Origin of the sequence: Streptomyces marokkonensis (genome assembly GCF_039539045.1) — a bacterium.
GTDB lineage: Bacteria > Actinomycetota > Actinomycetes > Streptomycetales > Streptomycetaceae > Streptomyces > Streptomyces marokkonensis.
The window spans coordinates 19,050-43,217 of record NZ_BAABCQ010000052.1; the positions used below are offsets into that span (position 1 = coordinate 19,050).

The 24,168-nt window shown below is 74.5% G+C and carries 22 protein-coding genes and 2 pseudogenes; 10 read left to right on the forward strand and 14 right to left on the reverse strand.

Features of this window, described 5'->3' with window-relative positions:
* Nucleotides 1–35: 35 nt before the first annotated feature.
* The 4 genes and pseudogenes from ABEA26_RS15405 to ABEA26_RS15420 all read right to left on the reverse strand — a co-directional run bounded on the left by ABEA26_RS15405 (nt 36) and on the right by ABEA26_RS15420 (nt 3,249).
* Nucleotides 36–1,046, reverse strand: a complete 1,011-nt coding sequence (locus ABEA26_RS15405; protein ID WP_345592804.1) for an endonuclease/exonuclease/phosphatase family protein — start codon at nt 1,044–1,046, stop codon at nt 36–38.
* A 163-nt stretch (nt 1,047–1,209) separates the two neighbouring features.
* A pseudogene (locus ABEA26_RS15410) lies at nt 1,210–1,455 on the reverse strand (ADP-ribosylation/crystallin J1); the annotation flags it as partial.
* 71 nt (nt 1,456–1,526) lie between these two features.
* Complete coding sequence (locus ABEA26_RS15415) at nt 1,527–2,453, reverse strand: hypothetical protein (RefSeq protein WP_345592805.1); 927 nt, start codon at nt 2,451–2,453, stop codon at nt 1,527–1,529.
* A 325-nt stretch (nt 2,454–2,778) separates the two neighbouring features.
* Nucleotides 2,779–3,249 carry a hypothetical protein gene (locus ABEA26_RS15420; RefSeq protein ID WP_345592807.1) on the reverse strand — a complete coding sequence of 157 codons (471 nt, stop codon included), beginning with the start codon at nt 3,247–3,249 and terminating at the stop codon, nt 2,779–2,781.
* Nucleotides 3,250–3,317: 68 nt separating this feature from the next.
* Here ABEA26_RS15420 and ABEA26_RS15425 point away from each other — a divergent pair, with 68 nt between their 5' ends.
* The 3 genes and pseudogenes from ABEA26_RS15425 (at nt 3,318) to ABEA26_RS15435 (ending at nt 6,189) form a co-directional block, all read left to right on the forward strand.
* A complete protein-coding gene (locus tag ABEA26_RS15425; protein WP_345592808.1) occupies nt 3,318–4,556 on the forward strand; it encodes a PP2C family protein-serine/threonine phosphatase in 1,239 nt (412 codons plus the stop codon).
* Nucleotides 4,557–4,709: 153 nt separating this feature from the next.
* Nucleotides 4,710–5,021, forward strand: a pseudogene (locus tag ABEA26_RS15430) (transposase); the annotation flags it as partial.
* Between the two features lie 76 nt (nt 5,022–5,097).
* Nucleotides 5,098–6,189: a hypothetical protein gene (locus ABEA26_RS15435; protein WP_345592810.1), complete on the forward strand. Its 1,092-nt coding sequence runs from the start codon at nt 5,098–5,100 to the stop codon at nt 6,187–6,189.
* Nucleotides 6,190–6,303: 114 nt separating this feature from the next.
* Here ABEA26_RS15435 and ABEA26_RS15440 read toward each other — a convergent pair whose 3' ends face one another.
* Nucleotides 6,304–6,507, reverse strand: coding sequence for a hypothetical protein (locus tag ABEA26_RS15440; RefSeq protein ID WP_345592811.1), 204 nt, complete (start codon nt 6,505–6,507; stop codon nt 6,304–6,306).
* A gap of 117 nt (nt 6,508–6,624) precedes the next feature.
* Here ABEA26_RS15440 and ABEA26_RS15445 point away from each other — a divergent pair, with 117 nt between their 5' ends.
* Together ABEA26_RS15445 and ABEA26_RS15450 are read left to right on the forward strand one after the other, a co-directional pair.
* Nucleotides 6,625–7,974 carry a helix-turn-helix domain-containing protein gene (locus ABEA26_RS15445; RefSeq protein ID WP_345592813.1) on the forward strand — a complete coding sequence of 450 codons (1,350 nt, stop codon included), beginning with the start codon at nt 6,625–6,627 and terminating at the stop codon, nt 7,972–7,974.
* A gap of 91 nt (nt 7,975–8,065) precedes the next feature.
* Entirely contained in the window at nt 8,066–8,812 is a 747-nt protein-coding gene (locus ABEA26_RS15450) for a GAF and ANTAR domain-containing protein (protein ID WP_425587844.1), read from the forward strand.
* 234 nt (nt 8,813–9,046) lie between these two features.
* On the opposite strand, the gene ABEA26_RS15455 is transcribed toward ABEA26_RS15450, so the two are convergent.
* On the reverse strand, nt 9,047–9,817 hold the full coding sequence (locus ABEA26_RS15455; RefSeq protein WP_345592815.1) for a hypothetical protein: 771 nt from the start codon (nt 9,815–9,817) through the stop codon (nt 9,047–9,049).
* Between the two features lie 382 nt (nt 9,818–10,199).
* On the opposite strand from ABEA26_RS15455, the gene ABEA26_RS15460 reads away from it, so the two are divergent.
* Entirely contained in the window at nt 10,200–11,183 is a 984-nt protein-coding gene (locus ABEA26_RS15460) for a nucleoside hydrolase (RefSeq protein ID WP_345592817.1), read from the forward strand.
* Between the two features lie 90 nt (nt 11,184–11,273).
* Nucleotides 11,274–12,944: a glycoside hydrolase family 13 protein gene (locus tag ABEA26_RS15465; RefSeq protein WP_345592819.1), complete on the forward strand. Its 1,671-nt coding sequence runs from the start codon at nt 11,274–11,276 to the stop codon at nt 12,942–12,944.
* 48 nt (nt 12,945–12,992) lie between these two features.
* Here the strand turns inward: ABEA26_RS15465 and ABEA26_RS15470 are convergent, their stop codons facing one another.
* The 3 genes from ABEA26_RS15470 to ABEA26_RS15480 all read right to left on the reverse strand — a co-directional run bounded on the left by ABEA26_RS15470 (nt 12,993) and on the right by ABEA26_RS15480 (nt 15,393).
* Nucleotides 12,993–14,069, reverse strand: coding sequence for a M24 family metallopeptidase (locus ABEA26_RS15470; protein WP_345592835.1), 1,077 nt, complete (start codon nt 14,067–14,069; stop codon nt 12,993–12,995).
* A gap of 107 nt (nt 14,070–14,176) precedes the next feature.
* Complete coding sequence (locus ABEA26_RS15475) at nt 14,177–14,680, reverse strand: FxLYD domain-containing protein (RefSeq protein ID WP_345592821.1); 504 nt, start codon at nt 14,678–14,680, stop codon at nt 14,177–14,179.
* 341 nt (nt 14,681–15,021) lie between these two features.
* Nucleotides 15,022–15,393 (reverse strand): DUF6479 family protein, encoded by a 372-nt coding sequence (locus ABEA26_RS15480; RefSeq protein ID WP_345592823.1) that lies wholly within the window; start codon nt 15,391–15,393, stop codon nt 15,022–15,024.
* 176 nt (nt 15,394–15,569) lie between these two features.
* Here ABEA26_RS15480 and ABEA26_RS15485 point away from each other — a divergent pair, with 176 nt between their 5' ends.
* Nucleotides 15,570–17,189 carry a right-handed parallel beta-helix repeat-containing protein gene (locus tag ABEA26_RS15485; RefSeq protein WP_345592825.1) on the forward strand — a complete coding sequence of 540 codons (1,620 nt, stop codon included), beginning with the start codon at nt 15,570–15,572 and terminating at the stop codon, nt 17,187–17,189.
* A gap of 89 nt (nt 17,190–17,278) precedes the next feature.
* Here the strand turns inward: ABEA26_RS15485 and ABEA26_RS15490 are convergent, their stop codons facing one another.
* Nucleotides 17,279–18,157: a serine hydrolase gene (locus ABEA26_RS15490; protein ID WP_345592826.1), complete on the reverse strand. Its 879-nt coding sequence runs from the start codon at nt 18,155–18,157 to the stop codon at nt 17,279–17,281.
* Nucleotides 18,154–19,116 (reverse strand): LysR family transcriptional regulator, encoded by a 963-nt coding sequence (locus ABEA26_RS15495; RefSeq protein ID WP_345592827.1) that lies wholly within the window; start codon nt 19,114–19,116, stop codon nt 18,154–18,156. Before ABEA26_RS15495 ends, ABEA26_RS15490 begins: the two co-directional genes overlap by 4 nt.
* Before the next feature lie 85 nt (nt 19,117–19,201).
* Between ABEA26_RS15495 and ABEA26_RS15500 the strand changes: the two genes are divergently transcribed.
* Both ABEA26_RS15500 and ABEA26_RS15505 read left to right on the forward strand, forming a co-directional pair.
* Nucleotides 19,202–20,314, forward strand: coding sequence for a CE1 family esterase (locus ABEA26_RS15500; RefSeq protein WP_345592828.1), 1,113 nt, complete (start codon nt 19,202–19,204; stop codon nt 20,312–20,314).
* Between the two features lie 59 nt (nt 20,315–20,373).
* Nucleotides 20,374–22,014 carry a penicillin-binding transpeptidase domain-containing protein gene (locus tag ABEA26_RS15505; RefSeq protein ID WP_345592830.1) on the forward strand — a complete coding sequence of 547 codons (1,641 nt, stop codon included), beginning with the start codon at nt 20,374–20,376 and terminating at the stop codon, nt 22,012–22,014.
* 131 nt (nt 22,015–22,145) lie between these two features.
* Here the strand turns inward: ABEA26_RS15505 and ABEA26_RS15510 are convergent, their stop codons facing one another.
* The 3 genes from ABEA26_RS15510 to ABEA26_RS15520 all read right to left on the reverse strand — a co-directional run bounded on the left by ABEA26_RS15510 (nt 22,146) and on the right by ABEA26_RS15520 (nt 24,000).
* On the reverse strand, nt 22,146–22,412 hold the full coding sequence (locus tag ABEA26_RS15510; RefSeq protein ID WP_345592831.1) for a twin-arginine translocase TatA/TatE family subunit: 267 nt from the start codon (nt 22,410–22,412) through the stop codon (nt 22,146–22,148).
* 76 nt (nt 22,413–22,488) lie between these two features.
* On the reverse strand, nt 22,489–22,944 hold the full coding sequence (locus ABEA26_RS15515) for a tellurite resistance TerB family protein (protein WP_345592832.1): 456 nt from the start codon (nt 22,942–22,944) through the stop codon (nt 22,489–22,491).
* Nucleotides 22,945–23,004: 60 nt separating this feature from the next.
* Nucleotides 23,005–24,000, reverse strand: coding sequence for a sporulation protein (locus ABEA26_RS15520; RefSeq protein ID WP_345592833.1), 996 nt, complete (start codon nt 23,998–24,000; stop codon nt 23,005–23,007).
* Nucleotides 24,001–24,168 lie beyond the last annotated feature (168 nt).

Sequence of the window (24,168 nt, forward strand, 5' to 3'; positions counted from 1 at the left end):
CTTCCGGAGAGTGGCCCTTCCGCGCGGGGCCGGCGTCAGCCGGCCCTGTGCAGGGTGAGGTCGACGACCAGTGCGCGGTGGTCGGTGTCCGCCAGGTCCAGGAACCGGGCACGGCGTGCGGTGAAGTCCTCCGACACCAGGACGTGGTCGATCTGCACGCCGAACGCCGGGGCGGTCCGGGCAGGCCAGGTGACCGTCCGGTCGGCCCCGGACAGCCGGGCCGCGTCGCGCAGCCCCGTGTCGAGGATGCGGCGGAAGGCGGCGTGGTCCTGGGAGGCGTTGAAGTCGCCGGCGAGGATGGTCGGGGTCCCGTTTCCCTCGGTGCTCTCGTCGGCGACGTCGCGCAGGGCGTCCAGCTCCTCGCGCCACAGGCCGACCTGGTCCGGCAGCGGCGGCATCGGGTGGGCGAGCTGGAGCCGTACGGCGTGGCCGCGCACGTCGGCGACGGCGCCGGGCATGCCCATGGTGCCGGGGACGTCGGGAGCGGCCTTGAGCGGGAACGTGCTCAGGATGACGGATCCCTCGGAGCCGCCGCCCTCGACGGCCTGCCGGTGGGGGTAGTCGCCGGCGAGGTCGCGCCGCAGCGCCGCGGCACACGTGTATTCGCACTCTTGCACGAACACGATGTCGGGCTTCTCGCGCCGCACGGCGGAGATCAGCTCGTCGGTGCCCTGCCCGAACTCGACGTTCGAGGTCAGGACACTCAGCTCGGCGACGGGCAGGCCGACGGGGTCGCCCGTCTTGCCGTACGGCTCGATGAACCACGCCAGCAGTCCGAGCAGCGCCACCCCCCACACCGCGCCGGTCCACCACCGGGAGAGCAGCGTCAGCAGCAGCCCGGCGCCGGTCGGCACCAGCAGCCAGGGCAGGAAGGCGAGCAGCTGCGGTACGGGGGTGACGCCGTCGGTGTCGGCGACACGGCAGCCGACGACCACGCTCACCCCGGTGAACAGCAACCCCGCGCACCAAGCCCCGAACCGCGTGCGGCGGCCCGTCGACCGCTCGCGGGAGTCCGTCCACTCACCGGTCGCCGTGTCGGTGTCCAAGTCCGGCCCTTCGCTCGCGGGTGTGGTGCGTGCCTGTGTGGTGCCTGCCTGTGTGGTGCCCGCCTGTGTGGGACCGTCCCGCGCGGTGCTCGCCTTGCGTGAGTGCGCGCCCTCCCTCAAAGACGGGCGACGGGACCCGAAAGTTGCGCAGGGGTCCTCATACCCGTGCGTGGAACTCCCGGACCACCTCGATGCGCGTGACGTGGCCCGAGCCGGACGCGGGGACGTTCCAGTCGCGGGCGATGCGGACGGCGTAGTCCTCGTTGAGCACCGGGTAGAAGATCGGCTGCTCGGGCAGGCGAGGCGGCCAGGCGGTCCAGCCGGAGGCCTTGACCAGGGCAAGCTCCTCGGGACCGGTGGGGCGCCACAGGGTCGTCGTCCTGGGCGTGGTCGGCGTCGTCTTGGACATGGTCGGCGACCTTAACCGTCGGCCGTGAACCCGGCCAAGGAATTACCCGGTGGCCCCGCGGGCCCGCTCCTTCAGGACCGGGCCCGCGTCGGCCGGGGCGGTGGCGGGTCGGCGGGCGCTCCCGCGGGTGCCCGGCGGCGGGGCGGCGGATGTCCGTACCGGCCGGTGAGCCAGGAGGCCAGGGCGACGGTGAGACCGAGTCCGACCAGCAGCCAGGAGGCCGTGCGCAGCGTCCCGGTGAGGGCGTCGTAGACGGCGCCCGCGGCCGGGCCGTCCACCGCGCCGTCCACCGCGTCGGGGAGTTCGGCCACGGTGAGCCGGCGGCCGACCACGACGGCGAGGGCGAGCAGCGCCCCGCCGAGGGCGGTGCCGATCCCGGCGGCCGTGAGGGCGCGCCGGCGGCGGGCGGCGACGGCGATGCCGGTCACCGCGAAGAGGACGGCGGCGAGCGGCAGCCAGAAGGCGGCGACGTCGAGCACGTGGTAGCCCTTCCTGAGCCGGTCCGCCTGGTGGGCCGGGAGAACGGTGACCGCGGTGTGACGGACCGGGATGCGCCGCGCGAAGGGCACGTCGTCCTCGGCGAGCCGGTCCTTGACGCGGGCGGTGACCGGGGCCAGGTCGACGGTGATCGGGCGGCCGGCCGCCCGCTCGTCCCGCAGGGCGCGCAGCACGGCCTCGTGGACGGTGCGGTTGGCCGCGTCCCAGCCCTCGCGGAACGCTTCGGTCCGGGTGAACGACCGTGCCGCGTCCTGCGCGAAGAGCCGTACGGCGCTGTTCGAGGGGCCGGCCGCGACCTGGTCCACGACCCCGTCGCCCACCGCGTCGGCGACCGCGTCCCGCACGTCCGGATCGTCGGCGAGCGGCGCCGTCGCGGCGGCGTACCGCCCGGGGTCGGTCAGCCCGTACGCCACCCAGCCCGCCAGCGTGCCGAACGGTACGGCCAGGCAGGAGAGGGCGATCAGGACGGCCGAGAGGGCGCTCCGAAGACGTGGGGGCACCCTCCCAGGCAAGGCGCCGGGAGCGGGCCGGGCGACCGGCGTGACTGCATATGGCCCCCGGGACGAGCCGAACGGGCGCCCTGCCCGGTGCAGTGGCTCCGGCGGGCGCCCCGCCGGGTGGGGGCTCCGCCCGGTTGGAGCTCCGGTCGAGCGCACGCCGCCGGTGGCCGCGCACCGCCCGTCGCCCGGGGCGGCGGCCGACCGAGGTGGCCGACCGTGGCGTGCGTCGCCACGGGCGTGTGGCGGGTACCGCACCCGCGGCGGGTACCGCACCGGGCGTGCGTCGCCGTTCCGCGTCGCCGTGCGGGCCCGGTCGCGCGGACCGTCAGGCGACGGGGAGTCCCCGTGCGTCCTCGTGGGTGTAGTACCAGTAGAACGAGGCCCCGGCCACCCCCGCCGCCACGAGCAGGGACACGAGGACGCACGTGAACATGGCGACGCCGCTCTGCGCGTACAGCCAGCCCAGCGCGCTGCCCGCGAACGCGCCCCACAGCGCCGCGTGACCTTCGCGGGGCAGCCGTCGGCCCACGGCCCGGACCACGGCGTAGAGCACGACGAACCCGAGCGTGCTCAGGAGACCGAGGAGCACGTTCCAGCCGGTGATGGGGCCGCCGAAGCGGTGGATGGACGCGGCCCAGTAGCCGTACACCAGCCCGGCCGCGACGAGCAGCGTCCACCTCGCCACCAGGTGGGTCCGCTCGCTGAAGACATCGGGCGTCCTCGTACGCCCGCGCATGCCCGTGCCGGTGGACGGCGCGCGCGTGGACGGCCCGCGTGTCGGTACCGCGTGAGCCATGAGAGCACTCCTCTCGCCTCGCCCCCGTCTACCAGGGCACACCTGGGCAGGCGGACTGGCAAGTCAGGATGCGGGCCGTGGGAGCGCGTGTTTCGCTGGGCCCCGTGAGGGGTCGCGACCGCAGACCGGTGCGCGGCCGGTGGCGGCTGTTCGGCCGGCTCGTCCACGCCGCCGGCCGGGGCGACGCCGTGTCCCGGCACGAGCTGCTCAGCGTCCGCGGCCACAGCGTCGCCTGGGTGTTCCCACTGCTCCTGCTGATCGGTATCACCGCGACCGACATCACCACCGGCGCGTTCGAGATCATCGCCTGGATCGTGCTCGTGCCCGGCGCGGCCGCCGCGATCTGCGGGGTGTGGGCCACGGCCGTGTACGCGGTGGTCGCCGTCGTCGTCTACGTCCTGGCCGACACCACCTGGCAGCACCGCGACGAGACCGGGCTCCCCGGGCTGATCCTCGTCGTCCTCGGCGGACTGATCGCCGTGCTGGCCACCGCGCTCCGGGTCGGCGGCGAGCAGCGCATGCTGCACATGCGGGACATCGCCGACACCACGCGCCGCACCGTGCTGCGCCCGCTCCCGGTGGGCTTCGGCGGCCTCGACCACGCCGCCGTCTACCTCTCCGCGGACACCGAGGCCCGCGTCGGCGGCGACTTCTACGACATCCAGCCCGGCCCGCACGGCACCCGCGTCCTCGTAGGCGATGTGCAGGGCAAGGGGCTGGGCGCGGTGGAGGCGGCGGCCGCGCTGCTCAGCAGCTTCCGCGAGGCCGGCTACCACGAGCCGGACCTCGCGACGGTCGCCGAGCGCCTGGAGATCCGCATGGTGCGCCACCGCGCGCACACCGCGGCCCTCGGCCGGTCCGACGGCGACCGTTTCGCCACCGCCGTGCTGGTCGGCTTCTCGGAGGAACTGCCGGACGCGGTGGACGTCGTCGTCTTCGGTCACGAACCCCCGCTGGCGGTCGGCCCCGGCGGCGTACGGTCCCTGCCGGCCGTCGGCGGGCTGCCGCTGGGCATGGGCGACCTCGCGCCCGGCCCGCCGGTGTCGGTGCACCGGCTGGCCCTCGCCGCGGACGAGACGCTGCTGCTGGTCACCGACGGGGTGACCGAGGCACGCGACCCCGACGGATGCTTCTACCGGCACGCCGAGGACGTCGCCCGCGCCGTCGCCGCCGACCCCTCGAACGCCGCGCCGTCGCGGCTGGTGGCGCTCGTACGGGAGGGCACGCTGCGGCACTGCCAGGGGCGGGTGGCCGACGACACCACCATCTTCGCGGTACGGCGCCGGAGAGGGACAACGGGCGGCTGAGGCCCCGCTTCGCAGCCGCAGCGGTTACCGGGTTGCTTATTGGTGACGGTCAGGGAAGTCGGGGCCGTGGGAAGCCGACGCGACCACTTGACCTTGAGGTTGCCGACCTTGGCCACCTCAGCTTCGTCGTGGACACCGAGCCGGACATCCTGCGTCCTGTCCGACGGCAGCAAGATCGACAGCCCGCGCTTCCTGCGCCGGGCGGAGAAGAAGCTCAAGCGTCTTCAGCGGGAGCTGTCCCGTAAGGCCAAGGAATCGAAGAACCGCGCCAAGGCCCGCCTCAAGGTCGCCAACGCAGCCCGCAATATCCTCTTCGAAGGACGCCGCATCGTCGCCGCCGGACGGGCGGAGACACCGAACGCCTGTGGAGCGCAGGTAAGACGGGCACGCGTGCCCGCGCAGCCCGGTGAAGCAGGAAGCCCCCGGAAGGGTCACACGACCCAGGCCGGATTCCCTGGACTTTAGGCCAGGGAGCACGTCAAGGTGCTGCGGTACGTGTGAAATTGAAATTGTGAATGATCGATCGACAGGGGGAGGTGACATGCCCGGAACCGTGCTGCTGCTCGCGGCGTCGCCCGTGGGCCGGGGGTGCCTGGTGGACGCCGCCTCCGTGCTCCCCGTACTCGCGGCCGTGCCGCCCGCCGTGCTCTCCGGAACCGACACTGCGAACGTGGTCGAGCTCGCCGACCCGCTGGAGCCGCAGGCCGTCCTCACCCGGCTGCGCGCCGCCGCGGCGGCCCCCGGACCGCTGACCGTCTACGTCGCCGGACAGCTCCAGCTGGACCGCCGCCAGCGCCTGCCGCATCTGGCGCTGGCCCGTACGACACCGGCGACCGTCCGCTACACCGCCCTGCCCTGGCACTGGATCCGCGAGGAGCTGCGGCTGCGGCCGAGCGGCGCGACGACACTGCTGCTCGACCTGCACGCCGACCAGGAGACCTGGCAGTGGCTGCGGGCGAACCCACTGGACTCCGGGCGCAACAACGCCGTCTACGGGCGCGTCGCGCCGCCGCCCTCGCGGCGGACGGTGGCCACCCCGTCGTACATGCGTGCCGTCGCGACGATCCTGCGCAGCGGGCACCGGCCGCCGCCGGACCAGTTGCACGAGCAGGCGCTGGCCCGTGGCGCGGCCGAGGGCGCGGGGGGCAGGACGGGAAGCGTCGGGTCCACCGGCGCGGACCTGGTGCTGACGGCGCCCGGGCCGGTGGCGGGGGACCCGCACGCGGTCATCGCCGCCGCCGTGCAGTCCGGGCGGCACGCGGACGCCGACGCGCTCGCCGCCCGGCACGAGCGGGCCGCCGCCGACGCGCACGGGCCCGCCTCCGAGGACGCGCTGCACTGGACGGAGGTCCGGGCCGACCTGGCGATGTTCGCGGGGGATCCGGCGCGCAGCTGCCGGGCGTGGCTGACGGTGGCCGAGGCTCGCCTGGGCGCCGGGCAGCCGCCGCAGGCGCCCGCGGTGGAGGCGGCCGTCGACCGGGCCCATCACCAGTGGGGGCAGGTCCGCGACGCCGGGCGGGCCCGGGAACTGGGCGCGGCGCTCGCCGCGCTGCGGGGCCGGGTCCCCGGCCCGCGCGAAGGCGCGCTGGACCATGTGCAACGGGAGCTGAGCCGGTTGCAGACCCAGGGCTGATAGGGACCCTGGTTCCGTCGGGGCTGAGTCATTTCCTGCCCGGTGCCCGGTGCCCGGTGCCCGCTGCCGGGTGCCCGGGCGCGCTGCCTCGTGCCCGCTGCCCGGTGCGCGTCGTCAGCGGTCCACCGTGGCCAGAGAGTCCAGGTCCGAGAGGGTGTCCCCCTTGTCCGAGGTGGTGTCCCCCGTCGGTGCGGGTACCGGCGGGTGCGCCGTGTCCGTCGGTCCCGCGTTCGCGGCCAGCAGCAGGCAGGCCACGGCGGCGACGGCGGCGGTGAGAGCTCTGGCGTAACGTTCGGCGGTGCGGGTGCGTCCGGGCACGGCGTCCTTCTGCGGAGGGGGACGGGAATGGCGCCAAGCGCTGTTAAGTGCGCTTAACCCGCGGTTTAACCTAGAGCCGCCGGAGTGGAACGGCAAGAGCCGCAGGGGGAGTTGACAGTGGGGGACCGTGACGGCCGGGAGGCCATCGGGCGCCGGGTGCAGCGGCTGCGGGCCGAGCGCGGAATGACCCAGCGCCAGCTCGCGGAACCGGCCTACACGCCCGCCTACATCTCCACCCTGGAGGCCGGCCGCGTCCGCCCGTCCGACGAGGCGCTACGGCATCTCGCCGAGCGGCTCGGCGTCGGCTACGAGGAACTGGCCACCGGGCGTCCGGCGCGGCTCGCCACCGACCTGCGGCTGAGGCTCACCGAGGCGCAGCGCACGCTCGCCACCGAGGGTGCCGAACGGGCGGCCGGGCAGTACGCCGAGCTGCTCGCCGAGGCCGAGGCGTACGAGCTGCCCGAGGAGCGGGCCGCCGCGCTGCTGGGCCTCGGGGAGTGCGCGGTGGAGACCGGCGAGCTGGTCACAGGCCGGAACTACTTCGAGCGGGCCGAGCAGTGCCTCGCCGACGCCGGAGCCCCGCTGCCCGCCCGCGTCCCCGCCCTGCGCGGACGCGCCCTCGCCCACTACCTCGCCGGTGAACTCCGCTACGCCGTCTACCTCCTCGAGTCCACCCTCGACGAGCTGAACCGGGGCGGCCTGCACGACCCCGACGCGCTGCTGATGCTCTACGCCAGCGCCATCGGCCCGTACATGGACATGGGCGCGCACGCGCGCGCCGCCCAGGCCGCCGAGCTTGCCCTCTCCCTCGCCCCCAGCGCCGGTGACCCCGCCCTGGTGGCCCGCATGCACCGCTCCGTCGCCCGAACGCTGCTCGCCGAGGGCCGTCTCGCCGAGGCCGACGCCTCGCTGGCCAAGGCGGCCGAGCTGTACCGCACGCTCCAGCTCCGCACCGAGCTGGCCAACTGCCACTGGATGCGCGGCTACGTATGCGCCCAGAACGGCGAGCTGCGGCGCGCCGAGGCCGAGATGCGGGAGGCCCTCGGCATGCTCTCGGTCACCCGCGCCGCCCTCTACAGCAGCCAGGTCGCCGTCGAGCTGGCCGACGTACTGCACCGGCGCGGCAAGTCCCAGGAGGCCGCCGAACTGCTGCACGGCGTACTGGACGACCTCTCCTCCGAACGCGGCGCCGTGCACTCCGCGGGCGCGCACCGCCTGCTCGGCATCATCGCCGAGGACGCCCGGGACACCGAGGTCGCCGAGGAGCACTACGTCCGCGCCCTGAGCCTGCTGGAGCGGGCCGGAGCAGCCGGCGACCTGGCCGACCTGTGCCGGCTCCTCGGCGACCTGCTGCGCCGCACCGGCCGCGTGGAGGCGGCGCTGGACGCCTATCGCACCGGCCTCGGACACCGGACGGCACCCGGCACGACCACTCTGGGACCGGCGCCCGCACAGCCGCCTCTGTAGACGCTGCCACAACCCGGGGACCAGCCGAGTTTCCACTGGTCGGGCACGGGTAGTCGACCCTGCGGCCGCGTGAGTGAAGGAGGCGGTGCGCGTGCGGCCCAGTGACGAATCCGGGTGGTCCCCGGGCGGGGCTCGCGCCGCGGAAGTGATCGCCGCGGAGGTGCGGGACGCCCCGCCGGGCGAGGTCCCGGGACGACTGTGCGAGGTGGCCGTTCGGCTGCTCCCGGTGACCGGCGCGAGCGCGTCGCTGCGCGGCGAGGGAGTACCGGTACGGCTGTGTGCCAGCGGTGACCGGGCGTCGTACCTGGCGGAGATCCAGAGCACTCTGGGTGACGGCCCCTGCGTGAGCGCCGCCGAGTCGGGCGCCCCGGTGCTCGCCCGTGATCTGACGGCCGGTGCCGACGTCGGCCGGTGGCCCGTCTTCGCCCAGCAGGCGACGGCGGTCGGAGTACGGGCGGTCTACGCGCTGCCGCTGGGCAACGACGCAGTGTGTCTGGGCACCCTCGACCTCTACCGCGACACTCCCGGCGGGCTGACCGGCCCGCAGCTGAGCCTGGCGCGGCTGGTGGCCGGTGTCATGACGGTGGCGCTGATGGTGCTGTCGCGCGGGGAGGAGCGCGGGGAGGAGGCGGCCTGGCTGGACGAGCTGGCCGGTGACCACGACGAGGTCTACCAGGCCGTGGGCATGATCATGGCCCAGCTGGGAGTCGGCGCCGACGAGGCCCTGGCCCGCCTGCGCGCCGACGCGTTCGCCTGCGGCCGCACCGCCCACGAGGTGGCTTGTGACGTACTCACCCATCGCCGACGCTTCGACCGCGACCGCGACCGTTGGGCGTAGGGGGGCCGGTGAGGCGGAAACGCGGTGCCGGCCTGCGCGCCGTCCGTCGGCCCGCGCGCTCACCGGCCCGCCCAGCCGCCCAGCCGCCCAGCCGCCCAGCCGCCCAGCCGCCCAGCCGCCCAGCCGTCTGTCCGTCATCCGTCGTCCGTCGGCTGCCTTCCGCTCGTCGGCCTGCCTGGCCGCCCGCCTTCCGCCCTGTCCGTCGGCCTGGTCGGCCATCCGCTCGTCCGTTCGCTAGACGTGTGCCCGTCCCTGTCGGCGCACCTCCGTCAGCCGCTCTGTCCCGACCGCGACGGACGTACGGACGGCGTCGTCGGCCGGTTCGCCGAGGCTGCCGCTGGTGAGGCTGATCGCGTCGTCGCCGACGCGTACGGCGACGAGGTCCACGACGAGGACGGCACCGTCCTCGGCATTCACCGTCACCCGCAGGCCCTGCCGGGCGTCCCCCGACTCCGGCAGCGTCACGCCGGTGACCCGGACGGTCCGGGTGGCGCCGTGAGCGGCCCGGGCCGTGAAGCGCCCGCACACGTCCGGCAGCGTCGCGAGCCAGGCCAGTGACCGGTCGATGTCGGCTGCCCGGTGCGAGGTGATCCGGTAGTGCAGCTGGGCCCCGCCGGCCGTGTCGTCCAGGGCGACGACGGCGCGGGGCGCGGTGGCGGCGCCGAAGAGTTCCTCGGTGTAGAGGACGTCCAGCAGCCGCCCGCAGTCGGGCCGATCGGCGGAGGCCTTGAGCACCTCGTCCCGCCAGGTCGCCGCACCCCGCGTCGGTTGCCACGCCTGCCCCAGGTCGGCCTCCGTGATCAGGGCCGCCCGTGCCTGTCCCCGGGTGAGCGCGGGCGGCACGGCGGGCGTCGGCAACGCGGCCGGGGACTGCGCGGTGGCCTGCGTGGTGCGGGCCGGCCGGTCCGTCCCCCGTCCGTCGGTGGAGCAGGCCGCCACCGTCAGCGCCAGCGCCGAGAGCGTGGCGGCGAGCACGGGGCGGGCGGCCGGGGCGGCGTGCTGCATCAGGGGTGCCTCCTGAAGGCCGGGGCGACCGGCGCCGTGCAGGACCGGTCACACCCTCCACGGCACCACCGCCCCCGCCGCGCCACCAGCGTGCCGGGCCGTCCGGGTGAGGCGCGGTGGGCGAGGCACGGCGGCACCGGACGTACGGTCGCGCGCGGCGGCGCGCCGCCGGGCGGTTGTGGGCCCGCGCCCCGAAGCCGCCTCTGTCCCGGCCGTTCCTGGGTTCGCGCCCGCGAGTCGCGGACCGGCGCCGGCCGTTCCTTGGCCCGCGCCCCCGAGCCGTGGGTGTCCGCGTGAGCCCGCGTAGGGTCACCGAGGCCCACGCCCTCAGCACCCCCCAACCCCCCAACCCCCCACCCCCCCCAACCCGAGGAGCCCCGCCGTGACGACCGCCCCTGGCCGGCACCCCATTCCGGTGATCATCGACTGCGACACCGGCATCGACGACGCCCTGGCCCTGCTGCTGGCGGTCCGGCACCCCGGGCTCGACCTGCGCGCGGTCACCTGCGTGGCCGGGAACACCGACGTGGAGGGCGTCGTACGGAACACCCTGACCGTGCTGGAGCAGGCCGGCGCACCGGACGTCCCCGTCGCCCGGGGTGCCGAGCGTCCGCTGATCGAGGACGTGCGCACCGCCCGGCACGTGCACGGGCAGGACGGCATGGGCGACCTCGGCCTGCCCGCCCCCGCACCCACCCGCGGCCCCGTCGACGTGGACGCGGTGACCCTGCTGCGCCGGGAGATCCTCGCTTCCCCGCGTCCGGTCACCCTGATCCCCACCGCCCCGGCGACCAACATCGCGCTGCTGCTGCGCACCCACCCGGAGGTCACCGCCAACATCGAGCGGATCGTCTTCATGGGCGGCGCGGTGGCCACCGGCAACGCGACGCCGGTCGCCGAGTTCAACGTGTGGCACGACCCGGAGGCCGCCGCGATCCTGCTCACCGCCGGGGTGCCGATCACGATGTACGGGCTGGACGTGTTCGAGCGGGTGGTCGTCCCGGGGCCGGACGTACGCCGGCTGCGCGCGAGCGCCGAGCCCGGCACCCGGCTCGCCGGCGAGCTGCTCGCCCACCGGGGCCCGGCCACCGACGAGTCCGACCCCGGCGGCGGCCTCGGCGACGCGGGCGCGGTCTGCGCGGTGATCGACCCGGAGGGTCTGACCACGCACCGGCTGCCCGTCGAGGTGTCCCTGGCCCCCGGGCCGGCCCGCGGCCAGACCGTCGTCGACCGCCGCGCCCGCCCCGGCGAGTCCGAACTGCACCGGGGCGCGCGCGAACAGCCCCTGGTGGACGTGGCGTTGGACGTGGACGTGGCCCGGTACGTGAATCTGTACCTGGGGGCGGTCGAGCGCACGGGTTCGTGACCCCGGCGCGTCGCGGGCGCGCGGGTTCGCTTTTCGGGTGATGTGGACAGATCTATTCGTGTCGCCCGCACGCATCGCGAAGGAGACCGCGTGACCGTACGCAGCACCACCCGCACGCCCGACCTGTCGTCCAAGGACCCCGACTGGTGGCGTCAGGCCGTCATCTACCAGGTCTATCCCCGCAGCTTCGCCGACGCCGACGGCGACGGGCTCGGTGACCTGCGCGGCATCACCCAGCGCCTGACGCACCTGGCCGCCCTGGGCGTCGACGCCCTGTGGCTCAGCCCGTTCTACCCGTCCGAACTCGCCGACGGCGGCTACGACGTCGACGACTACCGGGACGTCGACCCGCGCCTGGGCACCCTGGACGACTTCGACGCCATGGCCGCCGAGGCCCACCGCCTGGGCCTCAAGGTCATCGTCGACCTGGTCCCCAACCACACCTCGCACCGCCACGCGTGGTTCCGGGAGGCACTGGACTCGGGCCCCGGCTCCCCGGCCCGCGACCGCTACGTCTTCCGGGACGGCCGGGGCGAGCACGGGGAGCTGCCGCCCACCGACTGGCAGTCGGTCTTCGGCGGCAGCGCCTGGAGGCGGGTGCCCGACGGACAGTGGTACCTGCACCTCTTCGCGCCCCAGCAGCCCGACCTGAACTGGGAGAACGAGCAGGTCCGCGCCGACTTCCGTACCACGCTGAAGTTCTGGTGCGACCGGGGCGTCGACGGCTTCCGCGTCGACGTGGCGCACGCGCTGGTCAAGGACCTGACCGAGCCGCTGCGCGACCTCGGCGCCCCCGAGCTGAGCAGTGAGGCGGCACTCGACCGGTTCGCCCCGGGCACGCACCCGTTCTACGACCGCGACGACGTCCACGAGGTCTACCGCGACTGGCGCAAGATCCTCGACGCCTACTCCCCGCCCCGTATGGCGGTGGCCGAGGCCTGGGTGCCCGGCGCCCGGCGCGCGCTGTACGCCCGGCCGGACGAGCTGGGCCAGGCCTTCAACTTCGAGTACCTCCAGGCGCGCTGGGAGGCGGCGGAGCTGCGCGAGGTCATCGCCGGCTCCCTGGAAGACGCCCGTGCCGCCGGTGCCTCGGCGACCTGGGTGCTGTCCAACCACGACGTGGTCCGGCACGCCACCCGCCTGGTCCTCCCGCCGGACACCGACACCGACGCCTGGCTGCTGTCCGGCGGCCACGCGCCGGCCGTCGACGAGCGGGCCGGCCTGCGCCGGGCGCGCGCGGCGACGCTGCTGATGCTGGCGCTGCCCGGATCGGCGTACGTCTACCAGGGCGAGGAGCTGGGCCTGCCCGAGGTGGCCGACCTGCCCACCGAGGTCCTCCAGGACCCGATCTGGGAGCAGACCGGGCACGTCCGCAAGGGCCGCGACGGATGCCGGGTGCCACTGCCGTGGACGACGGGCGGACCGTCGTACGGCTTCGGCGCGGGCGCCGCGTGGCTGCCGCAGCCGCCGGACTTCGCGTCGTACGCCGTCCAGGCCCAGGACGGGGTGGCGGGCTCGACCCTGGAGCTGTATCGCACGGCCCTGCGACTGCGCCGCAAACTGCTCGACGGTGAGTCGCTGACCTGGGCGGACGACGTCCCGGCCGGGGTCCTCCGGTTCGACCGCTCGGACAGCTGGCGGTGCGTCACCAACCTCTCCGGCACGACGGTCGACCTGCCGGCCGGGGAGGTGCTGCTGAGCAGCGCACCCCTGGACGACGGCCGCCTGGGCCCGGACACGACGGTGTGGCTGGGGCTCTAGACGGCCCCTGCCCCTGCCTCTGCTCCAGGGGTCCGCGGGGCCGGCGGATCAGTGCACGACCGCCAGTTCGTGCGACGTGGTGTTGAGCCGGCGGCCCCCGTCCTCCGTGCAGGTCACGACGTCCTCGATGCGGACTCCGAAGCGGTCGGGGAGATAGATGCCGGGCTCGACGGAGAAGCACATGCCCGGTGCGAGCGGCTGCTCCTCGCCCTCCACCAGGTAGGGCGGCTCGTGGACGGTGACGCCGACGCCGTGGCCGGTGCGGTGCGGGAAGTGCTCGGCGTGTCCGGCCTCCTCGATCACCGCGCGGGCCGCCCGGTCGATCTCCTGGCAGGACACCCCGGGCCGCACCGCCTCGAAGGCCGCCTGCTGGGCGGCACGGACGGTCTCGTGGACCCGGCGTTCCTCGTCGGTGGGCGCGCCGACGTGGACGGTGCGGGCGGAGTCGGAGCCGTAGCCGTCCTTGAGGCCGCCGAAGTCGAGGACCACCATGTCGCCGTCCTCGATGACCCGGTCGCCGGCCCGGTGGTGCGGGTCGGCGCCGTGGGGTCCGGAGCCGACCACCGTGAGACCGACCCGGCTGTGCCCGTGCTCGCGCAGCAGCCGGGCCAGGTCGGCGGCCAGGTCGCGTTCGCGGCGTCCGCCGAAGCGCAGCCCGAGGACCTCCTCGTACGCGGCGTCCGCAGCCGCCGCCGCGGCCGCCAGCCGGACCAGCTCCGGCTCGTCCTTCACCGCCCGCAGCATGGGCAGTACGGCGGACAGGGGCTGGTAGGTGGCCAGCGGCAGCGACTGCTGGAGGCAGAGCAGGTGCAGCGCCCAGGTTCCGTCGGAGACGCCGTACCGGCCGTGCGGGCGCAGCAGTCCGGCCGCCGCGGTGTGCGGGTTCTGGCCGTCCCACCACTCGAAGACGCGCAGCGCGCCCGCGCCGGGGGCCGCCTCCGCGTCCGGGCGGTCCAGTCCGGGGACCAGCAGCCGGGGCTGGGCGTCGGCGGTGAGGACGAGGAGGGTGAGGCGCTCGGTGGCGCCCGCGGGCCGGTAGCCGCACAGCCACTCCAGGTCGGGGCCCGGGGTGACCAGCACACCGGCGAGCCCGAGGGTGGCGGCCTCGTACGCGGCCCGTGCCATGCGGGCCGCGTAGTCCTGTTCCTTGAAGACACCGGGGGTGCCGTGGGTGCCGGGGGTTTCTTCGCCCGTGCCCTCGCCGTCGTCGGCGTCCGGGTCGCTCATGGGTGTCAGTAGCGCACGGCCCGGGCCACCACCGTGCGCACGTCCCCGGACAGGTCGTGGGTGCTGCGGGCGGTGGCGTGGGCGGACTTTCCGGCGGGGACGTCGGGGACGGTGACGACGGCCGTGTCGATCAGGTCGCCGCCGGCGTCCGTGAAGTTCACCTGCACCGCGAAGGACTTCGTGGAGTCGGCGGTGTTGGTGACGGTGGCCTCGACGGTGGTGCGGCCGTCGGCGTCGGTCTTCGGGGCACCCAGCTTCACGTCGCCCTCGACGTCGGCGCCCTCCTGGATGTCCTCGAGCCACCGCCCGGCCTCCGCCGTCGCCGACGCCACGGCGTCCGAGCCCCGGGACGCGAGCGAGGAGGCCGCCGACGCGGCCCGTTCGGCCGCGGCGCTCCCGGCGTCCGACGGCACGTCGGCGGCGCTGCCGTCGCCGTCGGAACAACCGGCCAGCACGGTGCCCGCGAGTACCGTCGCACCGACCGCCCGCAGCACCCGGTGACCGGCCATGTCGCCTCCAGGGACCTGGTGAGTACACGCCCCGCGAGGACACGCGGGGCTCCTCCAGTGAAGGTCCGCGGGCGCCGCCGCGCACGCCGGCGCTGGCCGGGCGGGGGATGCCCGGGCGCCCCGGCGGTGGCGGAGCGGCGCCCTGCGGAGCCCGTCGGGCTGCGCAGCGCTGCCGCCGGAGGGCGTTCGGGCCGCCGGGGGGCGTTTGGGCCGCCGGGGGCGTTCGGGCCGCCGGGGGGCGTTCGGGCCGCCGGGGGCGTTCGGGCCGCCGGGGGGCGTTCGGGCCGCCGGAGGACGTTTGGGCCGCCGGAGGACGTTCGGGTCGGCGGAGGCCGCTTTGGTCAGACGTGCCCGGGGCCGCCGCCGCCGAAGGATCCGCTCGACCCCGGCAGCCAGCGGCGGCGGTTCTGGTCCTGGCCACGGCGGCTGCCCGAGTGGTGGAGCTGGTACGGCATCAGCCGAGGGCTTCCGTCCGTCATCAGCGGGACCTCGTCGGGTTCCCGCATCTCCCGTTCCTCGTGGACGGCACCGGTCGGGGGGAGCTTGGGTTGCTCGTCGGCGTGGGGGCGTTCGGATTCCCGTTCCATGACCCTCATGCCCATCCGCACGGCCCAGATCAGCGCACCGGCGATCACCAGCCCGCCGACGAAGGCCATGGTCACGTTGAGCGCGTGCGAGGACGCGGCCAGCAGTTCATACGTTGCCGTACTCATGTTCTGATTATGTACCCCCAAATGAGATAAAGCGCCAGGAATGTCCGAGTAGGTGCCGGTGGCCCCTCGTCCTGATTGAGAAGGGCCGGTGCCTGGTACCCGGCCGGCAGCGCGGCGGCGTCGGTGTCGAGCCCGCCGCCGCCGTGCCCCCACGTCGTCGGTGGAAGGAGCGCCCCATGACCGCGCCGTTGACGGCCGACGCCCATGCGTACGGCCTGGTCGGGGACGGCACCGCCGACGACCGGCCGGCCCTGCAGAAACTGGTGGACGCGCTGGGCGACGCCACCGCCGCCGACGGGCGGCCGCGCACCGTGCGGGTGCCCGCCGGGCGCTACGTGATCCGGGACCGGCCCGTGCTCTGGCGCAGCGGCGTCTCGCTGATCGGCGCCGGCCGCGGTGCCACCTGCTTCGCGCTGTGCAACCCCGGCGCCCCGACGCGGCCGGTGCCGCTGGCCTGGTTCACCACCGCCCAGCACGGCGCCGGACGGGACAACCACATCGCCGACGTCACCTTCGCCCACTTCGAGATCGACGGCTCCCAGGTGGAGACCGAGGACTACGAGGTGCTGGCCAAGGGGCTCGGGCTCCAGTACGTGCTGCGCGGGCGCTTCACCGACCTGTACATCCACGACACGGCCGCCACCGGATTCGGGTGCGACTTCCTCCAGGACACCGTCGTCGAGGGCGTGCTGGCCGAGCGGTGCGGACGACAGGACCCCGGTGAGGAGATGGGCGGCGCCGGCATCGGGATCGGGGTCGGCGGATGGGGGCCGGTCGAACGGCTGGCGGTGACCGACTGCACGGCCACCGGCAACGGCACCAACGGCATCTTCCTCGAACTCCAGCAGGACGACTGGGTCCCGCCCCGCGGCATCCGCGTCACCGCCTGCCACACCGAGGACAACCGCTACGGCATCTCCGACTGGGGCGCCGACGGCCTGCTGGTCACCGGTTGCTCGATGCTCGGCAACCACGTCGCCGGGTTCGACGTGTCGGCGCAGGGCACGACGAGCGTCGGCGGACGCGGCGGCATCGTCACCGGGTGCGTGACCGACGGCAACGTGGGGGACGGAATCGCGCTCGGCAACACCCCCGGGCCGTACGCCTTCCGCGGCAACCGCGTCAGCGGCAACGGGCGGTACGGCTACTGGCAGCACAACCTGGCCGGGGGCGACCAGGAGCCCGCCACCGACATCGTCCTGGAGTCCAACGACATCCACGACAACGCCCTGGACGGCATCCGCGTCGACGCCCCGCTGCACGAGCCGGCGATCTTCGGCAACCGGATCCGGAACAACGGCCGCCGCGCCGCGCCGGCGACGGACGGGGGAGGCGAGGGCGTCCACTGCGGGCCGCTGTCCCTCACCGACGAGAACGCCGACTGGCTCCCCGGCGGCCACCGCGGCAAGGAGCTGACGGTCGGCGACGGCCGAAACGCCGTGGTCCGTGACAACACCGCCACCGAGCTCACCCTCGCCCCCAGGCGCCCGGGCGCGGACACGGCCTGGCCCGACGGCGGCACCCCCGCGCCGGGCGCCGCCTACCGTCTCCCGGACTGCCCGGCCCCGCGTACCGGCATCACCGCCGCCGCCGCCGTGGCCCACCCGTACGTGCACGGCAACCGCGTCCGGGACGACGGGCGCCCGCGCACCCAGACCCACGCCGTGTGGATCGCGCACGAGGCCACCTGGACCGGCGGCCGGGTTTCCGGCAACGACTTCAGTGGCAACGCCTCGGCGGCGACCCGCTTCGACTCGGCCCCGAGCGGCGGGCGCTGGCGCGACAACGACGGCTGACGCCGCCTTCGCCCCTCGACGCCGCTGCCGGGAGGGCCCGGACCCGGTGCCCGCCGCCCCGCCCCCGCCCCCCGCCCGCCGTTTCCGTCTCACGGTGCCCGCAGCGCGTCCACCGCGATCCGGGCCGCCGTGCCGATCACCGCGTCCGCCGCGGGGAGGACGGTGGCGGTGTGGGCGGTGCGGGTGAAGACGGCCACGGCGTAGCGGCCGCCGTCGGGGTACTCGACGACGCCGACCTCGTTGCGCAGGGTCGGCAGACTGCCCGTCTTGCCGGCCACGTGGACGTCGTCGAAGGGGAAGCCGGAGGCCAGCCGGTGCGGCCAGACCTGGAGGCCCATGATGCGGCGCATGGCGGCGCCGTACTGGGGCGGGCACGTCTCGTCCCGCCAGAGGGCGGCGAGCAGACGGGTCATGTCGCGCGGGGTGCTGCGGTTGGTGCGGGCCGGGTCCAGGGCGCGGAGCCGGGCGATGACGTGCGGGTCGGCCAGGGCCTGGGCACCGTCCGGCCCCGTGTCCTCGCGCATCGCGGCGAGCATGTCGCCGAAGCCGTACACCGCCCGCGTGCGGGTGAGGCCGAGCCGGGCCGTGGTGCGGTTGACGGCGTCCAGCCCGACCCGGCGCAGCAGCAGGTCGGCGGCGGTGTTGTCGCTGACGGACATCATCAGGAACGCCGCGTCGCGCAGCGACAGCCGGACCGGGTCGAGCATGGCCGCGAGCCCGGTGGGCCCCGGGGTGCGCCCGGCCGGCGGGCACTCGACCCGTTCGGTGAGGTCGAGCTCCCCGGCCGCCGCCAGCTCGTGCAGCGTGAGGAGCACACACACCTTGTGGACGCTGGCCGTGCACACCGGCTGGTCCGCCCCGGTCCCGGCCTGCGCGCCGGAGTCGATGTCCACGGCATGCAGCCACCCGGTGACCCCGGCGTCGGCGAAGGCCGCGTCCAGACGGCCGGTGGTGGCGGTGTCGGTCATAGCCAGAACTCCGATGCCGGGCGAAGGTGCAGTGGCCGGGCGGGTGCCTCGGAGCGGGCGCCGGCCGTGGTGCGCAGGGCGTGCGTGGCCGCGTCCGCGAAGGCGCCGACGGCGGCGTCACCGCGCCCCCTGGGCCAGGCCACCGAGTGCCGCCAGGCCAGCGGGGCCCCGGCCAGCGGACGCCAGACCAGGTCCCCGTCACCGGCCGCGGCGAGCCGGGTGTCGCGGGGACCGAGGGCGACGGCCCCGGACGACAGCACCAGTCCGCGGACGAAGCTGGCGCCCTGGCCGTGCCGTACGGCGGCGGGGGTGTAGCCGCCCCGGGCGCAGGCGGTGAGCAGGTCGTCGTAGACCGCGGGGGCCCCGGAGCGCGGGAAGAGGACCAGGTCGTACCCGGTGAGGGAGGCGAGCGGCACCTCGTCGAGCTCCGCCTGGTCCGCGCCGCGCGGCAGCAGCACGCCGAGGTCGCGGCGCAGCACGGGGCCCAGCTCCAGACCGGTGACGTCGCACGGGTGGTGGATGAGGCCGACGTCCAGCTCGTGGGCGGCGAACCCGGCGAGCTGCTGGGCGGTGGACAGCTCGTGCAGCTCCAGCTCCAGGCCGGCGTGCCGGTGCCGGAAGTCCGCCAGCAGCGCGGCGACGGTCTCGCCGGAGATGTCGGGGGACAGGGCGGCGCGCAGCAGGCCGGTCTCGCCGCTGCGGATGCGGCGCGCGGTGGCCAGGAAGGAGTCGGAGCGGGCGAGCAGCTCCCGGGCCTCGGCGAGCAGGAGCGTGCCCGCCTCGGTGATCGTCACCTGGCGGCTGGTGCGCTCGAAGAGCCGGACGCCCAGCTCCTTCTCCAGCCGCTGGACGCGCTGCGAAAGAGGTGGCTGGGCCATGCCGAGACGGGCCGCAGCACGCCCGAAGTGTGACTCTTCTGCAACAGCCACAAAGCACTCCAGGTGCCGCACCAGGTCCACGACCAGTAATCATATCGGGCATTGATCGAACCGACATCCATATCAATCTTGGACAGGGGTCGCACCGGGTTGCTCTCCTCGGGCCATGCGTTCCTTCCGCGACCTCCCCCACTCTTCCTCGGACCGCTCTTCGGACGGTTCGTCGGGCCGCTTCTCCGGCCTTTCCCCGCGCCCCCGCCGGTGGCCCACCGCGCTCGCCCTCGCCCTCGCTCTCCCGCTGGCCGGCTGCGCCGCCGAGTCCGGGGGCCCGGACTCGGCGCCGGCGGCGAGCAGCCCGTCCCGGGCTTCCGGGGACACGGCCTCCGCGGCGCCGGACGTCCGCGCACAGCTACGGGTGGACGGCCACACCCGCCAGTACCTTCTGCATCGGCCCACCACCGCCGCCGACGGTCCGAGGCCTCTCGTCATCGCCTTCCACGGCAGGGGCGCCGACGCGGCGGAGATGCGTAAGAAGAGCAGGCTGGAGAAGGCCGCCGGGGAGCGCGGCATGCTGGTCGCCTACCCCGAAGGCCTCGACGACGGCTGGGGCGCGGGCACACGGGCGACCGAGCAGCGCCCGGACCCGGACCTCGACGTCCGCTTCACCGAGGCGCTGGTCAAGCACCTCGTAGGCACCGAGCGGGCCGACCCCGAGCAGGTTTATGTCGCCGGGTTCTCCAACGGCGGCTCGATGGCGCTGCGCGTAGCCGCCCAACTCCCCGACCTGCTGGCGGGAGCGGCCTCGGTGTCCGGCCAGCTGCCCGCGGGCGACGCCGCGGTCGAGCCGACCGGGCCCGTCCCCGTCATGGTCGTCTACGGAGCCGACGACCCCGTACGCCCCCTCAAGGGCTGGCCCTCCCCGCCGCCGAACCCCGAGGAGCCGATCCTGCCGAGCCTGTCGGCCCGGGACAGCGCGGAGGCGTTCGCCGCCGAGGGCGACGCGGGCGGTCCGGTCACGGAACACAAGAAGGGCTACGACCGCACCGTCTGGAGCCTGAAGAACGCCCCGGAGGCCGGTGGAGGAGCCACCGTCCAGCTCCTCGTCGTCGACGACGCCGGTCACACCTGGCCGGGCTCGACGATCGCCCCGCCCAAGGGATTCGGCCCCACGAGCAAGGCCCTGAACGCCACCGACACGATCATCGACTTCTTCACCGGCACCGGCACCGGCCCCGGCACCGGCACCGGCAGCAGCGCAGGCGCAGGCGCCGGTCGCTGACGTGAGACGACGGACAGCCCGTCACGGACAGCCCGTCACGGACAGAAAAGGACCTTCCGATGCCTGACGACGCCCCCCACCTCACCTCCCCCCGTCGCCGCGGCCCACGCAACGGCGTGCGGGCCGTCGCCGCGGTGGGGGTCGTACTCGCGATCGCCGCAGGCGGCTCGTACGCCGCCGGGTTCGGACCCTTCGCACGCGGCGACGACGGTCCCGACCCCGCCGCGATGAAACAGGCGCGCGCCTTCCTCGCCGACTGGGCCGCCGGGCGGCTGCCGAGCGCGGCCGGCCGCACCACCAGTCCCGACACGGCGCAGGAGGTGCTGCAGAGCTTCACCGCCGGACTCGACATCAGTAAGCCCGAGCTGACGGCGGCGCCGGACGTGAAGGAGGAGGCCGAGGACGGCACCCTCGGCGTCCCCTTCACCGCGAAGATGCCGATCACCGGTCTGGGTACCTGGACCTACGAGTCGCGACTGCCGCTGCGCGAACAGGACGACGGCGGCTGGAAGGTGGACTGGCGGCTGTCCCTGGTCCATCCGCGGCTGAGCGAAACGGCGAAGTTCCGGCTGGAGCGCGAGGAGACGACCCCGCCCGAGGTCACCGACCGCGAGGGAACCTCACTCTCGGGCGGCGACCACCCGTCCCTGACCCCCCTCCTGGGCCGCCTCGCCGGTGGCGCCGACGGCGGACCGCGCGGCGCGGTCGAGCTGATCGACCGGGCGACCGGCGAGACCGTGCGCACCGAGGCGTCCTTCGGCAAGAAGCCCGACCCGGCGGCGGAGGGCGAGCCCGTCCGCACCACCCTGGATGCCACCTGGCAGTCCGCGGCCGAGCAGGCCCTCGCCGAGGCCGACGGCAAGAACGCCGCCCTCGTTGCCCTGCGCATCGACAACGGCGAGGTCCTCGCCCTCGCCAACTCCCCCTCCAGCGGCTTCAACCGCGCCGCCTCCGGTACCTACGCGCCCGGCTCCACCTGGAAGATCGTCACCAGCACCGCGCTGCTGCTCAAGGACGCGGTCGCGCCCGACGACGTCGTGGACTGCCCCAAGTACCTGACGGTCGGGAAGGAGTTCCACAACGTGGAGACCTCCGAGTACCCCGGCGCCACCTTCCGGAAGGACTTCACGGAGTCCTGCAACACCGCGTTCATCAGCCTGCGCGGCAAGCTCGACGACGGCGAGTTGGGCGAGGTCGCCCGCACCCACTTCGGGGTCGGCCAGGAGTGGCACATCGGCATCCCGACGTACGACGGCTCCGTGCCGGTACCCAAGGACGAGACGGAGAAGGCCGCGTCGATGATCGGGCAGGGCCGGGTACAGGCCAACCCCCTGATCATGGCGTCGGTGACGGCCACCGCGGTCTCCGGCGAGTTCCACCAGCCGTCCGTCACCGCCGGAAACACGGACGAGACCCGTACCGAGCCGCTCCCCGACGAGGTCGTCACCCAACTGCGTGAACTGATGCGGGCCACCGTCACCGACGGCACCGCGCGCGTCCTGGCCGACCTGCCCGGGGAGATCGGCGCGAAGACCGGCACCGCAGAGGTCTCCGACGACCAGGACAACAACGGCTGGCTCGTCGCCCACCGAGGCAACGTCGCCGTCGCCGTCGTCGTCGAGGAGGGCGTCACCGGTGGTGGCTCGGCGGGCCCCGTCGTGCACAGCCTGCTGTCCGCCGTACCGGAGGACCCGTCCTGAACCCGGGCGGACCGTTCTGTACCCGGGCGGACCGTTCTGTACCCGGGCGGGCCGTTCTGTACCCGGGCGGACCGTTCTGTACCCGGGCGGACCGTCCTGCACCTGACCGGACCGACCTGTACCCGGTCCGGTCAGCCCTGGGAGGTGCCCCGCGCGCCGGGCGCCGTGCCGGGGTCGCCGTCCCCGGTGTCGTCGCGGCGGACCGCCTCGCCCTGGATGACCCGGGGCGCCTCCCGGTCCTCCGGCGGCGTCCGCTCCTCGTCCTTCATCGCGCGGGCCTCGGCCTTGAGAATCCGGGCCGACTTGCCCGCCGAGCGGGTCAGCTCGGGGAGTTTCTTGGCTGCGAGAACGGCTATGACGACGATGAGAATGATCGCGAGCTCGCTCAGTCCGAACACGGCGCTCTCCTGGTGGGCGTACGGTGCGGACCCGCGGCACGGGCCCGCACGGAATCTACGGCAAAACCGGCGAACGTCAGAGGTCGAACTCGTGCGGCGGCAGATCCAGGGCGAAGCACGCCTCGCGGACGACGGCCCGCTCGTCCTTGTCGAAGTCCCCGTCGGCGCCGCCGATCACGATGCCGATCTGCACCACGGCCCGCGCCTCGGCCGGCTTCTTCTTCGCCTTGGCGATCTCCTGGAGGACGCCGACCTTGCCGAAGGCGAAGTCGGCGGTCAGCTTGTCCAGGTTGGCCTCGAAACGGCGGCGCAGGTCGTCGGCGGGGAAGTTCTGCAGCACCTCGTTGGTGGCGATGAGCTGGGCCACCCGCTGCCGCTCCGACGCGTCGACAGTCCCGTCCGCGGTGGCGACCAGCGCGCACATCGCCATGCTCGCGTCGCGGAAGGCGCCGCTCTTGAGGTCGTTCTTCTTCGCGACGAGCTGCGTCTGCATCTGCGACGCGGACTCCTTGAAGCGGTCCCACAGGGCCATGAGAACTCCGTACGGGTCTGAGGAGCTGACTTGCTGACTTCTACACTCCTGTAGAAGTTATCAGGCTTCCTCCGCCCCCACGACGGTTCCGGAGTCGCTGCCGGAGCCGGTAGGGGTGCCCCTGCCGGATCCGGTGCCGGCCAGGCGCCCGGACTCGTGGCTGTACACCGCGTGGGAGCCGTACGACTCGCGGTGCTCCACCAGCTCCCGTACCCAGCCGTCGACGAGGGCGTTCCAGTCCAGGGGGCCGGCCGGCCCCTCGTGCGGGACGGTGAAACGGCTGAGGGCGTCATGTCCCTCGGAGAGCGGGCCGCCGGGGAACGGGTCGCCGCGCTTGTCCGCCTCCAGCACCACCTCCAGGGCACCGGGCACGGCCAGGAAGGTCAGCTCGATCTCGTTGACCTGATGGGCGTAGGGCGGGGGCGGGGCGAGTTCGATCTCCTGGTGGAAGGGGAGCCGCTGCCCGGTGCCGCCGATGCGGCCGGACTCCAGGCCGGCGGAGCGGAAGCCGAAGCCGAGCCGCTCGAAGGCCTCCAGGATGGCCTCCTGGGCGGGCAGCGGTGCGACGGTCAGCGGATCGGTGTCGCCCGTGTCGCCCGTGTCGCCGGTGTGGGCGCCGGTGACCGCCAGTTCGGTGCGCAGGCCGAGCGCGATGCCCAGCGGCCGCCCGTCCAGCTCGGTGACCGGTGTCTCCCAGGGCAGCGACAGTGTGAACGGCACGCTGTGGTGCTCGCCCGCCCCGAGCCGGAAGGCCCCGCCGACGGTGTGCCGACCGAAGACGACGCCCCTCTCGCTCCTCCCGGCCCCGTCCTCGTTCCCGTCCTCGTTCCCGTCACGTCTGTCGTGCCCGTCACGCCCGTCACATGTGTCACGCCCGGCCTCGACGTGGGCCACCAGTTCCAGCGCGACGTGCTCGACGTCCTGGTCGGCGGTGCCACCGACGAGCCGTACCCGGCCCGACAGCGCGCCCCCCGGCCGGGCGGCGCCCGGGTCGAGGACCGTGTCCACCGTGGGACCGCCCACGCCGAGGGAACCGGGCAGCCGCTTGAACACCATCGAGGCGTTCTCTCCTTCACGTTCGTGCGGGCGCTTTCGTGCGGGGAACAACCGGAACCGTACGGCCGTTCTCTACAGGCGGGTAGAAGCATAGGGGTCCGAGGACATTTGGGGACTCCCCATGCTTTTGCTCGTCCTTTACCATGAGTGGGAAAACCTCGGGCGCCC

Coding starts and splice junctions, on each gene's coding strand:
- ABEA26_RS15420 (WP_345592807.1), bottom strand. CDS start 3,249: ATGGCTCACGCGGTACCGACACGCGGGCCGTCCACGCGCGCGCCGTCC.
- ABEA26_RS15425 (WP_345592808.1), top strand. CDS start 3,318: ATGCGGGCCGTGGGAGCGCGTGTTTCGCTGGGCCCCGTGAGGGGTCGC.
- ABEA26_RS15435 (WP_345592810.1), top strand. CDS start 5,098: ATGCCCGGAACCGTGCTGCTGCTCGCGGCGTCGCCCGTGGGCCGGGGG.
- ABEA26_RS15455 (WP_345592815.1), bottom strand. CDS start 9,817: ATGCAGCACGCCGCCCCGGCCGCCCGCCCCGTGCTCGCCGCCACGCTC.
- ABEA26_RS15470 (WP_345592835.1), bottom strand. CDS start 14,069: ATGGCACGGGCCGCGTACGAGGCCGCCACCCTCGGGCTCGCCGGTGTG.
- ABEA26_RS15475 (WP_345592821.1), bottom strand. CDS start 14,680: ATGGCCGGTCACCGGGTGCTGCGGGCGGTCGGTGCGACGGTACTCGCG.
- ABEA26_RS15480 (WP_345592823.1), bottom strand. CDS start 15,393: ATGAGTACGGCAACGTATGAACTGCTGGCCGCGTCCTCGCACGCGCTC.
- ABEA26_RS15485 (WP_345592825.1), top strand. CDS start 15,570: ATGACCGCGCCGTTGACGGCCGACGCCCATGCGTACGGCCTGGTCGGG.
- ABEA26_RS15490 (WP_345592826.1), bottom strand. CDS start 18,157: ATGACCGACACCGCCACCACCGGCCGTCTGGACGCGGCCTTCGCCGAC.
- ABEA26_RS15500 (WP_345592828.1), top strand. CDS start 19,202: ATGCGTTCCTTCCGCGACCTCCCCCACTCTTCCTCGGACCGCTCTTCG.
- ABEA26_RS15505 (WP_345592830.1), top strand. CDS start 20,374: ATGCCTGACGACGCCCCCCACCTCACCTCCCCCCGTCGCCGCGGCCCA.
- ABEA26_RS15515 (WP_345592832.1), bottom strand. CDS start 22,944: ATGGCCCTGTGGGACCGCTTCAAGGAGTCCGCGTCGCAGATGCAGACG.
- ABEA26_RS15520 (WP_345592833.1), bottom strand. CDS start 24,000: ATGGTGTTCAAGCGGCTGCCCGGTTCCCTCGGCGTGGGCGGTCCCACG.